A 12,751-nucleotide genomic window follows, 5' to 3' on the forward strand; every position below is an offset into this window, starting at 1 on the left:
CGCTAGAGAGCCCGCCCGGCACCTCCAAAGATGATACGTGGATCAAGGACGTGACATTCCGCCGTGAGCCATGTCGAAAGGACCCAACCTAGCGCCCGCTCGTAGGCGCTAATGGCAGGAATGGGTCGAAAGCTGACACTAGCCTCGAGCATCCTGGGCAATGAAGGTATTGCTCGAGTGGTCCGCCCAATTCACAAGTGACCAATGGCCACCGAGCAAGACGCAAGTCCGGCGCTTAACCGCCGCATCGCCCTTCTAATCGATGCCGACAACGTCTCTCAGGCGAAGATCGGAACGATCCTTGCCGAGCTGTCGAAGTACGGCACGGCGAATATCCGCCGAGCCTACGGCGACTGGACCAGCTCCGCTCTGAAGGGGTGGAAGGATAGACTCCATTCCTTCGCGATCCGACCCGTCCAGCAGTTCAGTTACTCGGCCGGGAAGAATGCGACCGACATTGCGCTGGTCATCGACGCGATGGAGTTGCTCTACACGCAGGAGCTTGATGCGTTCTGCATCGCGTCAAGCGATGCCGACTTCACTCCGCTCGTTATGCAACTGAAGGCCAATGGACTGGAGGTCTACGGGTTCGGTGAGCGGAAGACACCCGAGCCGTTCGTGAACGCTTGCACGACATTCCTTTTCCTTGAAAGCCTCGGCGAAACGGAAGCGGCTGCACGCAGTGTATCACACGCGGGAATTGGTAGATCCGATGAAAGCGTTCCGAAGATGGTCGCTAAATCGGGCCGGCCGCTCGCGCAGGACGCCACCCTAGTCACAGCGCTCCGTGGTGGGTGGAAGCAGCCGCCCGCGAGGATGGCTGGGCATTGATTTCAACCGCAGGCAGTGCGGCGAAACGCCAGGCACCAATCGATCCGCGCAACTATGGCGTGAAAAACTTTCCGGCTCTCTTCGAAGCCACGGGGTTGTTCGAGATTTTGAAGCCGGAAAATGGCCAGACATACGTCGCCGATAAACGCAATAAGGATCGCACACCGAAGCCGACTCTTTGACAGCGACTTTTGACGCTTGCAGTCAATGTCTGAATGGGTCGTGAGCTGCCATTAGCTTGGGTCGAACAATCGCCCGCCGGTACCCGGCCGTATCGCTCATGGCTGGCGGGCTAGGTCCAATGGACCTCGTCATCTTCTCCATCGTTGCGATGGCCGGGAACGCCAGCTTGGTCGGCCCTTCGCGCGGCGGCTTCTTTCTGCCGAACTTTCAGCTTCGCCGCAGCTACTTCCTCACGATCTGCGGCGGCTTCGTGCGCCTCCGCAGATCGTATGTGGCGGGCTCGTACGTTTGGCAGATCAGTCTCGTCGGCAGCTGCGCGAGCGGCCTCGGCACTGCTGCGGTGTCCTCTATTCTTCACGATGGCCTCTCCCTAATTGGCGAAAGCCTCCCAACCCAGCGTGGCGTGTTAGTACCCGATCTGAACAATGTTTGCTTGGGGTCGAAGGCCGCCACGGCAGGAATGGGTCGAAAGACGTCGCGGCAGGTTCGGGTGGAAAGCAGACACCAGGCGGCTCTCAGTGAACAAGCCCTGCTTCAGGCCTCATTACAGAAACCGAAGGATCCAGCGGCCGGTATCGATTGCCTAGATCGTTGCGAGGTTCACTGCGCTGGGCAGCCCATTCGTGTGGTGCAGATCGTATGACAGGCGCTGGCCGGGCCGCGGCGGGGCGACATGCGTCCAGGAGCCCGCGCCTTGAGCGAAGCGGAGAGCCTCGCCCCGATTTCCGGCAGGATGAAGCCGTGACCCGACTTCTCGTCAAACGACTTGACGGTTCCAAAATATTTCATCGAAAAATTCCATTAATATTGAAACATCCCGATTCGAATGTCTCGCTTTTCAGAAATGCGTAAGGAATATAACGTTTAGATTTGCTTATGCTACTTAATTACATTCTCCTATATTACAAGCTAAGACTTTCTGGAATTATTTTAATGTGCCCTTGCTATCGGTCCAATAATAGCCCACTTGGATGAAACTACCAGTCGTGATCGGCGGTCTTTGGCGCTAAGTCGCACCTTTCTCCCTCTTTTCCGCCTTTTAGTCGGCACTGCCAATTTGGGCGCGTGCCCATAAAGGAAATCATCATGAAGCTATTTGGAACCGTACAGTCGTTCGACGCGATCAAGGGCCAGCGCGAAATCAAGCCAGAAACGGGCATTGATCCTATTCGTTTCGAAAAGAACGCGGTTTTGTGGGACAAGAATGTCCTTCCGACGGTCGGCCAGCGCCTTTCGTATGAAGAAGGCACGAACGAAACGCACCAGCCGCGCGCTCTGAATCTTCGGACGGTCTAATCATTGCGGGCGCGGCATGTATTTCTTCGCCCGTCTTCCCTGACCGCAGGGGCGCCGATCCCGGCAGCAGCTGAGAGACACCTGTCTTCGCCGCTGTCCGGGATTGTTGTTTTAGGTTCATGCAGCGAAAGCCTGGCTGAAAAAGGTGGGGCCGAGTTTTGCCATGTCTGCCTTGAGCCAAAACTTGCCACGACGCTAGAGGCAGGTTTGGGTCGAAAGCGGCAATTAGCGGCCAGCATCAGCAGGAGATCGACTGGTGGCGGCGATGGGCTCACTTCACCGATCTGCGAACACGCAAGCCTTTGATTGTCATTAACTTCGGTTCGCTATGGTGTGAGAATGTTCCATCGGGCAATCACCGGACCGACGAAATTCACGTCCGTCTCGCTTGCCGAGCTGGTCGGTGCATTCAGCTATGCCTTGGATATCACCGAAGGCCAGCCGCCGGGACACTGCGTGCGGGCGTGTTGGATCGGAAGCCATATCGGGCGCGCCCTAGGCCTCTCATCGGCTGAGCGACACGACCTTTACTACACGTTGCTACTCAAGGATCTTGGCTGCAGCAGCAATGCGGCGCGAATTTGCGAACTTTATGAAGCCGACGATCTTGCGTTCAAGAAGGGTTTCAAAACTGTTGGAACGAGCCTGGCGGCGACGCTCCATTTTGTCTTCGCCAAGACTGCGCGCGGAAGCAGTTTTGGACAGCGCGCAACTGCGGTAGGCAACATTCTAAAGAATGGCGTCGCGATCGCCGACGAGATGATCCACTCTCGTTGTACCCGCGGTGCTGACATCGCACGAACGTTGCGCTTTTCAAGCGCCGTCTGTGACGGCATCTACCATCTCGACGAGCATTGGGATGGGTCGGGCCGCCCGGGTCATCTGCGCGGGACGCGATCCCCTTGTTTTCGCGGATCGCCCTGCTCGCCCAGGTCGCGGACGTATTCCACACCCATGCCGGCCGCGACGCGACGATCGAAGAGGTCCGACGCCGATCCGGAACCTGGCTTGATCCGACCTTGGCCGACTTATTCGCACGATTGGCCGAAAATGAGGATCTGTGGCGCGGCCTCGAATCGAAATTCCTGGATGCCCGATTGGTGGCGCTAGCTCCCGCCGAGGCGTCGGAACCGGTCGATGACGATTATCTTGATTCGATCGCTGCCGCCTTTGGCCAAGTCGTGGATGCCAAAAGCCCCTTCACTGCCGGCCATTCTACCCGGGTTGCCGAGTTCGCAATGGGTATCGGAGGAAAGATGGGCGTTCCCCAAGCGCGCACGCGCTGGCTCCGCCGGGCCGCTTTGCTTCACGACATCGGTAAGCTGGGCGTCTCAAACAAGATCCTCGATAAGCCTGGAAAGCTTGATGAAACCGAATGGGAAGTGATGCGCACGCATGCATCTCATACCCAGGAAATCCTTGGCAGGGTCGGCGTCTTGGCCGACTTGGCGCCCGTTGCTGCGGCACACCATGAGCGGTTGGACGGCAGCGGCTATCCGCTAGGCCTGCAAAAGCACCAGATCGGTCGGGAAACGCGGATCATTACGATCTGCGACTTCTACGACGCCCTCACCGCCGATCGACCGTACCGATCGGCAATGCCATCTAAGGAAGCGCTCAGCATCATCGAAGGCGAAGTCGGTCGAGGGGTTGACGGCGACTGCTTCGAAGTACTGCGAACGCATGTGGCGAGCTCGCAGTAGCTCAAGGCGCGAGGCAGCATTCCTGTCGGCTTCGAGCGGCAGGGATGGGTCGAAATCTGCCATTAGCACGTCAGCAGAACCGGGTCGGACTTTTCGTAAAGTTCGGCCGGCCGTGGAAACATCAGGCGGTCATTGCTGCGGCAATATAGAGGCCAACCATCAACCTTAATGAATAAGCGGCACACGCTTTGGTTTGGTCGAAAGATGAAGGTAGCGATCGTCGAAATCAGCTGCGGCTACCAAGCCGCCCCAATCGTTGATCTTCACGTTCTTCCCGATGTCTACGAGGCCCTCGCGTCGTAGCGCTTGCACCGTTCGATTCACGTGGACGGGCGTTAGAGCCGCCGCGTCCCCAACATGCGTTTGAGTCAGCGGGAATGGAAACATGATCATGCCATTCGCAGGTGCGGCTCCGACCCTAACTGCGATCTCACAAATCAGATGAGCGATTCTCTTCTTGGCATCTCGCCGGCCGACGTTGAACACCCATTCCGCAAGGATCGCAGAGTCCGCCATGCAATCCCGCCAAAGAGCCTCACCTAGCGTTGGATAAGTCCTGGCCGCACTAAGAATGGCGCTGTGAGGGATGCGAACGATTGTGGTTGTTGAAAGCGCCTGGAGCGCCGAAGTCACCTCCGGCTGAACCGCCGAGTGAAGATCGGCCATGTCTCCTGGTATATGCAGCGCGATTATCTGGCGATTGCCCTGCGAATCCTGATCAAACCTACCGACGACGCCCGCCACGATCAGACATGAATGATCAACACGCTCTCCCAGCTTCACGAAGTCGTGGTTGGATCGAACTTGCTCCGCGTAACCAGGGAGGTTGAGCACGGCGTTCCGCTCGTCCTCCGAAAGGACTGAGCGATTGGTAAGTCTGGTCAAAAATGCTTCAAGATCTGGGCGCCTCGGCATGGACATCGTTGTGTCTCCGTCTCGCAAGCGGGAGCACGTACGATCTCTCAGTCACCAGGCGCCTGCATGCAGAATGGACGGTGATCGTGAAACTACTAACCTGCGTCGCAATGGTTCCTAACCGAAGATGCCTATCTCCGGTGGCTCGATTGTCAGTGCGTCGCGGAAACTGGCTCTTGAGATCTCTACCCCGTACTTAGTGGCAGGTTTGGGTCGAAGGCTGTCGCGGCAAGTTTGAGTGGTGAGAGTGAGCTAACCTAACTCAGTCCATTGTAACATCGGCTACAATGTCGGTGATGACACCCGCCATTCAACGCTGGACCGCGTTTGCTTCGCTCCTTTTCTCCTGTAATTTGGGCCTTGCTCACGGGTTGGAGTTTAAACAATGTCGAAGCGTCTGTTTCCACCGTTCGCGCTCTGTGTCGCTTTGCTTGCGACGCCCTGTTTTAGCCAGTCTCAAACCACCGCGGACGCGGAGTCGAAGCCTGTTCAAACCGTACCTGCTAGCAACACGAACGTCGGTCCCAAGGACGAGAAGATCTGCGAAAACATCACTCCCATCGGTAGCCGGCTCGCGACCAAGCGGTTCTGCGGCACTCGCGCCGAGTGGGAAGACCGCAAGCGCCAAGATCGGGATTTCACTGAGCAGGTTCAGAAGGGTAGACATTGTCAATCGCAAGGCGGCGCGCAATGCTGAAAGCATATTGGGCTTCGGGCCACGAATCGTCATAGCCCAGTGGCGACAACGGGTCGAAAGATACCCACACGCTGCTAATGGCAGGAATGGGTCGAAAGCTGACCTAAGCCGCCAATCTCCGGAAGGGCGGGAAAGGCGGACATTTGCGAGGGTCAGCCGCCTCCAGGCCCTTGGCTTTCATCGCTCGGGGTTCGGGCAATGTCGCCTCGGCGCGGATACCGCGGTTCCAATCAACCCGGTAGAGGTCGAAACGGCGGTCGGCCAGGTTGCGCACGGTTCCCTCCGCGCGTGCCCACGTAAGATCCGCAAGGTTCACATCGGCAATCGTCAGGGTTTCGATATTCTCGCTTGCCTCTGCTGCAATGCCGTCCCTCGCGAATGGAAAATCGCACGGCGTCAGAATACAGGATTGGGCATACTGCACGTCCATGTTGTCCACGCCTGGCAGGTTGCCGACATTGCCTGACAGCACCACGAAGCACTGGTTCTCGATGGCTCGTGCTTGGGCACAGTAGCGCACGCGCATGTAGCCCTGACGGTTGTCGGTGCAGAACGGGACGAAGATGATACGCGCGCCCTCGTCGACCAAGCGTCGCGCCAGCTCCGGAAACTCACTGTCATAGCAGATGAGCACGCCGATCGGGCCGATGTCCGTTTGTATGACGTCGACCGAGCTACCGCCCTTGATCTTCCACCAATAGGCCTCGTTAGGAGTGGGGTGAATCTTTTCCTGGGCATGCACGGATCCGTCGCGCAGGCACACGTAGGCCACGTTTTGGATACTGCCGTCGTGCGTGCGCGTCGGATGTGATCCACCAACGATATTGATGTTGTACCGCAGTGCCATCCGAGAAAGCTCGGCCACAAACGGGGCGCGATGCTCGGTCATCCGGTCGATCGCAGCCATGGGCGACAGCGTCTCTGTCTCGAACGACAGAAGAGACATGGTGAACAGTTCGGGGAAAACAACGAAATCGGCGCGATAGTCGGCGGCGACGTCCACGAAGTATTCGACCTGTTTCACGAACTCGGCGAAGTTGCTGACAGCCCGCGCCTGAAGCTGTACCGTGGCAAGCCGGACGCTTTCAACTCCTCGCGGCACGCGGAACGCCGGAGGTTCATTGGGATCCACGTAAGGGTTGCGCCATACCATGTGCGCAGCGAACCCGTCAGATTCCTTGTCGAACGGCAGGTAGTTGCGGAGGATGCCGATTGGCTGGAAGCCGTTCGCCAGCTGAAAGCCGATCACTGGGTCGCGTAGCCGGCCTTGCTGGACCTGCTCTAGATAAAGCTTTGGATCACCGACCTTGGATTTTGCGCGTGCGTAATTCGGAAGCCGACCACCGAAGACGATTCCACGCAGTTCCAACCGCTCGGCAAGGGCTCGACGTGCTTCATAAAGGCGTTTGCCGATCCGAAGGCCTCGCTGCCTGTCATCGACCGCCATTTCGATCCCGTAGAGCCAGTCACCGGTGGGATCATGGCGACTCCCGAACCCATTGCCCGTGATGGTCGTCCAGTCATGCGGCGCGAGGGCGACAGCTTCGTCGATCCGCGACGATGCACAATAGCCGACGATAGTGCCCTCAAGGACGGCCACGAACTGGCCCTCCGGAAAGTTGTTGATCTGGCCAAGGACCTGGCCTGCGCTGTAGTTACCAAAGCCTGGGTAAGCACGGCTGATGAGAGCGAGGATGGCGTTGACGTCGTCTGGGACGGCGACCCGCACCTCCAATTTGGCGGGGCTATTCCTGGGCACTCATGCCGCTCCTCTTCGGTTCATTCGGTCCGACGGTCTTAGGCGGGGCCTCGCAACGTCTGGCGGCACCCTTAAGGACGCTGATTTCTGGCTTACTTTCGTGCCTTCCGAGCCGCATACCGCGCATCTCGTGCTGCCTTCATTTCTTCCGCACTTGACGGCTTCAATCTGGCCGCCTTCAGCGCCGCAGCGGCATCCGTTGCTGCCTGCTCGGCCGCTTTGAGAGAAGCTTTCTGGGCTTTGGCGGCTGCCTTTTCTTGAGCTTTGGCAGCCCGCTCCTCCTCCAAAGCTTGCTCCCGTGTTTCACGCTTTTGCCGCCGCGTTGCCATCAGTGCCTCGTCGACCGAGGGCCTTGCCTTCAGTTGATCCAAGGCCTTCTGCTTGGCCTTGCTGGCTGATGCGACACGATCCTGAAAAGAAGGGTCTTTAAACGAAGCCAAGAGCTATTTTCCTTAGTTAGGGATGTGGGCGACCTAAGTCGCTAATTGTTTCTTCTGCGAAGACGTTTCCTGCAACGGTGGCAGGAGAAGGATGGCGCCAAAGCGCAGGTGGCCTCCGCAAAGGAGCGCGCAGCTCCATCAGAGCGGCTTGCTCAGACGATGCTTCTGTAGCTGGAATCGGAAGCAGGATTGTTGGGCGGAAAGCGCGTAGCTGTATAGCCCTATCCCCGCTCGACGATGAGTGCGAAAAGCTGATCGAGATTCTGTTGAGCATCCTGGACAACGGGATTGTCAGCATTGCCCGCCAGCGAAAGCGGCTGGCTCATGATATCGTGCAAGCTCTTCGTTTCAGCGTCGGTGAGCAGCTTTCTCTTTCGCAAGACGATGGCCAGGCTTAAGATCCCATTGAACGCAGCCACGTCGAGCGCTTGCTGAGCCTCGAGCAACTGCTGGGCCGTAAGGTCATGTTCGCCTTCAGTCGATGAGCGCACTTCGGGAGCCTACTTCGACGCGAACTGCCCAGGTTCGGCGCCAAACTCGCGCTTGGCATGCGCACGAGCAGCGATTGCGCTCCTAAAAAGCTCGGGTTGCAAACTCGATGTTACGAGTGGGTAGTTCCAGGAGTTGAAACGGGTGCTGCGGATCGTGATCCGAAATTGCCCTTCGTCATCCTTGGTGATCAGGTAGGGGCGACGGCGGTTCTTGTCATGGGGGCCTCTCATGCTCGGCGGGGCACATCGATCCAGAGCTCGATCGTCCCGGCTAAAGCCTGTGCTCGAGTGGAAATAAGCGGCGGATGGGTTAGCATCCGCCACTGACTTTTAGGCGCCTTGCAGGTTCACCGCGGAGGTCTTGCCACGACCATCCGTCTCGAGCTCATAGGACACACGTTGGTCCTTATTGAGCGTGGACATGCCGGCGCGCTCTACGGCCGAGATGTGAACGAAAGCATCGCTGCTGCCATCTTCCGGCGCAATGAAGCCATAGCCCTTGTCATTATTAAAGAATTTAACGGTTCCGGTGATCATGATGGGTATCCTTTTCCCACGGGTGACGGGCATGCGCTAACACAGCACATCCCGGCGTCTTGAAGCTAGAAAGGGACAAAGGGAGGAGCCGAAGCGGCCCATCATCCGTCGCAGGCGACGATCAGCGCGATCCTATATAGCGACGTGCGCGTAAAAGGAAAGGACGGCTCACGTTGCGAACCACTGCGCGTGGTCGGAGTGGATCCGATTTTTGATCCATCGGCGCAATGTCCGGTTTGGGTCGAGAGCGGCCGTTTTCGATTAGACACCTAAACGGCGAGTGCCGTTGTCCGCGTCAGCGCCCCGTTGGACGGTGGCTGCCCTGACGCGGCAACGCAACAATCTACTTTGCGGCAACCATTCGCTCGCCTCGCGCGAGCCGGGCGGCTTCCGCGATTGCAACGTCCTCGACGAACGGGTCGGCATGACGGTGCGCAAGCTTCCATTGCGCCCCTTCGCGCTTGAACACGGACGTTACTCGAAGCGCCCAGTTCTGCTTTGGCAAACCGCCGACGCTGACGTTCGCCCGCTCGATCGTCGCAAGCACGATCATGTCATCGCTCTTGAACGCCTGAACGATCTCCTGCTCAAATTCCCCTTCCTTGAAAAGGCGGCCCATCCGCTCGATCCGTTCGGGCGTATAGTCTGCGAAGCGCGATGGCTTCCCGCCGAAGGGCGACACCAGAACGCCGTCTTGGGTGAGCGGCACAAGTTCGTGCCAGGTCTTGGAATCTCCGCGCATCAAAGCGGCATTGGCTTTCGCGTAGGCGCTTTCGATCGCCTGAACTGCATCGGTGGCAAATGCTTCGCTCGGCAAGGCTACAGCGGTGGCCGCGAGGACCGCCGCAGCGGCACCCACGAGCGTCGTGATCATTGGAATGTTCATTCGGCGTCCTTCTTTATTCAGGACGCCCCAATTCGCTGCAGACCGCTTTTGATTCAAATGGTATTAATTCACTCTTATGTTGAATCATACTCAACTCGCTCGAACAGACGTCAACCTATTGCTGGTGTTCGATCTGCTGTTCGAGGAACGGAATGCCGGACGCACAGCGACGCGGCTCCACTTAAGCCCTCCGCGATCAGTCACGCCCTTCGCCGGCTCCGGACGACGCTCAACGATCCCTTGTTCCTTCCCACCGCCAGGGGATGGTGCCGACCGCTCGCGCTGAGGCGCTGGCCCCGGCGATCCGAGACATCGTGGAGCGCATCAGTGGCGTGATCTCATCGGCCGAACATTTCGACCCTACGACAGCAACCCGCCGCTTCAGGCTCGGCGCTCCGGACGGAGCGGTTTCCATCCTTGTGCCCGTATTGATGAAGCGGCTGGAGAAAGAAGCTCCGGGAATAGACTTTGCAATGCTCCAGGTTCTCCCCCGGCCCGGCTCCAACTCTCATGACCAAGCTTGGCGCGATGCTCTGGCCGATCTCGATGCGGGGAGGCTCGATCTCGCGATCCTTCCTCACCGACCCGCGCAGGCCCGGTTTCACGCAACGACGCTGTACCCGGAGGATTTTGTCTTCGTGACGCGCAGCGGGCATCCGCTGGGGCGCAAGCCAACGGTGATGGCTATCGCGAATGCCCGCCACGTCCTGGTCTCGGCCACGGGCGACACATCCGGCAATGTCGATCGCTTGCTCGCCGAGCGCGGCCTTGATCGGCGGATCGCCTTGACCGTGCCAAGCTTCCTAATGGCCGTTTCCGCGATCGCCTCATCCGACCTCATCGGAGCCTTGCCGCGGGGCTTTGCGAAAGAGGCTGCGCGAACCTACGATCTGCAAATCGTCAACGCGCCATTTGAGATGATGTCTTCAGATCTCATCGCGATCGTTCCCGAGGCAGCGATGCTGGATCAGAGCATCGCCTGGCTCGTAGAGACCGTCGCGAGTTGCTTCTGCTAATCCCGAATATTCATTGTTCGAAAACGGGCGTTCCCTGCTGCAGAAAACAAACCGCAGCCCAGCCTGAGCAGCTTCGGTCAGCCAGAACCGAATGGCGACGGCTCCTACGACATTTACTTCGGGCCAGCCGCACCTATCGGCAAGGAGGAAAACTGGGTCCAGACCGTGCCGGGGAAAGGCTGGTTTACCTACATCCGCCTCTACGGACCTCTGGAGCCCTTCTTCGACCAGACTTGGAGGCCCGACGACATCGCTAAGGCCTGATCCACCGCAGAAGCAAAGCAGCGAGACGGATATTCGCATCATCTCGCTCTACGGCGCAGCGGCCAGCATTTACCTAGTGTCCGCAATGGGTCGAAAGCGGACGCTACTTTACGGCAAGTTTGGGTGGAAAGCTGTCATTAGGCTTTCGGTTTGGAGCCGGCGGGAAAACTTGCTGAGCAGGGGCGAAGATGAACAGCAACGAAGGCCGGTAGAGATATCGATTAGTGAGCGTTACCTCTCAGGAACCAGAGAGGCTTCTAATGTCGTTCTTCATGAATCATCGAGCGCCGTGGACGACCGATCAGATTGGTGAGCTACGACGGTTAGCCAAAGGGGGCTTCCCGCGCGGGCTATAGCGCGGGAAATGGGTCGTACTTCGGACGCGATCTACCGGGTGGCGGCTGCGAACAAAATCCAGCTTCGTCGGTCCTAGCGACCTCGCTTGCGTCCGCAGCGGGTCGAAACCTGCCACTAGTCTCCTCGTAGTCGCGCCTTCACCGTAAAGGCGGGAGCGGCCCGGTGCCGAGTGTGGGTAAGCCAAACCGCTCCCTCCCTTGGAGGCGTTGGGGCGCAATTCGCCAAGGGGATGCCTCAAGCTCCGAGCGATCTAGAGACGGCGTACGTAAAGCGCGCTTTACATCAATTGTAAAGCGCCCTCAGGCGGCTTCTAGTGGTCTAACGTCCAACCGTACGTTGAGCGCCTTTAGCACGGGCAGAAGCGTCTCAAGGTTGGGTTCCACTCGCGTCAGCGGAGCATCCGAAGCATCACGTCGCCGGACGACCGAGATCCCTGTCAGAGAATAGCTCGGGCCAGAATGCGTAGGCCAGTTGGCCGACCCCATAGGCCAAAGAGCACGATGCTAGAGTGAAGTGCAGGACGAGCAGGAGGAGGGAATTAGTCGAGAAGACGCCCGCGTAATCCAAGCGCGTTACGCCACATATGGCGAATATGGCCATGAGTAACCAGGGCCAGAGCAACCTCGCTCTCGTCCCTTCCAGCATGTTCCGCAGGCCGAAGCCGGCAAGAATCATTAGATAAGACACGCCAGTGACGAGTTCTAAGCCGCTGCTCGCGCCGTAATGCATCATGCCCGCCTCCGATTGCGATTGTAACGAGGATAAATCATGATCGCGAGGGGAAACCCGATGACAAACACTGAACGCTGTTTTGCATTCGCCCAAGGAGACTGCCGTGTTTCGCCGCGCGTTAATGGGCGTCGATGAAGCGCCCGTCCCGTTCGATGTCGCAACTGGCTTCAATGAAGCGCAACCCACGAGGGGACTGGACAATTCATGACGTCGTTTCCCTATGCCAGAGTTTCGGCATCAAGGGTGATCTACCGTCAAACGGATCGAACTATGTCGTGTGGCATCCGGAGATCGATGGGCAGCTGACTATCCCGCGAAACGCCCGATCAAGCCCATCTACATCCAGCTGCTGGTGTCGCTGGTTGAAGGCGCAATAAAGCTGGAATGATGATCGAAGGCCGTCTTGTCGAAGTGAGCAAGCTCAGCGAGCAGCTGGGTGGCGGCTTTGTCGCTTTCGCGCCGGCCTTGAAGGGATGTGTCGCCGATGGCGAAAGCCGTGCGATCGCTCTTCTCAACCTCGAGGATGCGATCGGCTGCTGGCTGGAGGCGGCGCGGCCAGAGAGCGGGAAGAGGCTCAAGATTAACAGCCTGGTTGTTCGACGACGATCTTCTCGGCCGTGTTCTTGATCCTGCTGGGCTGGTTT

The 12,751-nt window shown here is 58.3% G+C and carries 10 protein-coding genes and 3 pseudogenes; 7 read left to right on the plus strand and 6 right to left on the minus strand.

The window, feature by feature from the left end:
* The first annotated feature begins 204 nt into the window (after positions 1-204).
* From H9L15_RS15865 to H9L15_RS20670, 4 genes and pseudogenes are all read left to right on the plus strand, one after another.
* A pseudogene (locus tag H9L15_RS15865) lies at positions 205-1,013 on the plus strand (NYN domain-containing protein).
* 119 nt (positions 1,014-1,132) lie between these two features.
* A complete protein-coding gene (locus H9L15_RS15870; RefSeq protein WP_187715986.1) occupies positions 1,133-1,657 on the plus strand; it encodes a hypothetical protein in 525 nt (174 codons plus the stop codon).
* Positions 1,658-2,100: 443 nt separating this feature from the next.
* Positions 2,101-2,310: a hypothetical protein gene (locus H9L15_RS15875; RefSeq protein ID WP_187715987.1), complete on the plus strand. Its 210-nt coding sequence runs from the start codon at positions 2,101-2,103 to the stop codon at positions 2,308-2,310.
* A 339-nt stretch (positions 2,311-2,649) separates the two neighbouring features.
* Positions 2,650-4,013: pseudogene (locus tag H9L15_RS20670) on the plus strand (HD-GYP domain-containing protein).
* A gap of 165 nt (positions 4,014-4,178) precedes the next feature.
* Here the strand turns inward: H9L15_RS20670 and H9L15_RS15885 are convergent.
* The 6 genes from H9L15_RS15885 to H9L15_RS15910 all read right to left on the minus strand — a co-directional run bounded on the left by H9L15_RS15885 (position 4,179) and on the right by H9L15_RS15910 (position 9,738).
* Positions 4,179-4,847, minus strand: coding sequence for a Crp/Fnr family transcriptional regulator (locus H9L15_RS15885; RefSeq protein ID WP_187715988.1), 669 nt, complete (start codon positions 4,845-4,847; stop codon positions 4,179-4,181).
* Positions 4,848-5,728: 881 nt separating this feature from the next.
* On the minus strand, positions 5,729-7,384 hold the full coding sequence (locus H9L15_RS15890) for a carbon-nitrogen hydrolase family protein (RefSeq protein WP_187715989.1): 1,656 nt from the start codon (positions 7,382-7,384) through the stop codon (positions 5,729-5,731).
* Between the two features lie 92 nt (positions 7,385-7,476).
* Complete coding sequence (locus H9L15_RS15895; protein WP_187715990.1) at positions 7,477-7,824, minus strand: DUF6481 family protein; 348 nt, start codon at positions 7,822-7,824, stop codon at positions 7,477-7,479.
* A 221-nt stretch (positions 7,825-8,045) separates the two neighbouring features.
* Positions 8,046-8,270, minus strand: a complete 225-nt coding sequence (locus tag H9L15_RS15900) for a hypothetical protein (RefSeq protein WP_187715991.1) — start codon at positions 8,268-8,270, stop codon at positions 8,046-8,048.
* A gap of 375 nt (positions 8,271-8,645) precedes the next feature.
* Positions 8,646-8,852: a cold-shock protein gene (locus H9L15_RS15905; protein WP_187715992.1), complete on the minus strand. Its 207-nt coding sequence runs from the start codon at positions 8,850-8,852 to the stop codon at positions 8,646-8,648.
* A 343-nt stretch (positions 8,853-9,195) separates the two neighbouring features.
* Positions 9,196-9,738, minus strand: coding sequence for a YybH family protein (locus H9L15_RS15910; RefSeq protein ID WP_223276748.1), 543 nt, complete (start codon positions 9,736-9,738; stop codon positions 9,196-9,198).
* Between the two features lie 314 nt (positions 9,739-10,052).
* Between H9L15_RS15910 and H9L15_RS15915 the strand changes: the two genes are divergently transcribed.
* The 3 genes and pseudogenes from H9L15_RS15915 to H9L15_RS15925 all read left to right on the plus strand — a co-directional run bounded on the left by H9L15_RS15915 (position 10,053) and on the right by H9L15_RS15925 (position 12,734).
* Positions 10,053-10,754: a LysR substrate-binding domain-containing protein gene (locus tag H9L15_RS15915; protein WP_223276749.1), complete on the plus strand. Its 702-nt coding sequence runs from the start codon at positions 10,053-10,055 to the stop codon at positions 10,752-10,754.
* A 90-nt stretch (positions 10,755-10,844) separates the two neighbouring features.
* Positions 10,845-11,018, plus strand: a pseudogene (locus H9L15_RS15920) (DUF1214 domain-containing protein); the annotation flags it as partial.
* Between the two features lie 1,476 nt (positions 11,019-12,494).
* A complete protein-coding gene (locus H9L15_RS15925; RefSeq protein ID WP_187715994.1) occupies positions 12,495-12,734 on the plus strand; it encodes a type II toxin-antitoxin system HicB family antitoxin in 240 nt (79 codons plus the stop codon).
* Positions 12,735-12,751 lie beyond the last annotated feature (17 nt).

This window comes from Sphingomonas daechungensis (genome assembly GCF_014489495.1).
Classification (GTDB): domain Bacteria; phylum Pseudomonadota; class Alphaproteobacteria; order Sphingomonadales; family Sphingomonadaceae; genus Sphingomicrobium; species Sphingomicrobium daechungense.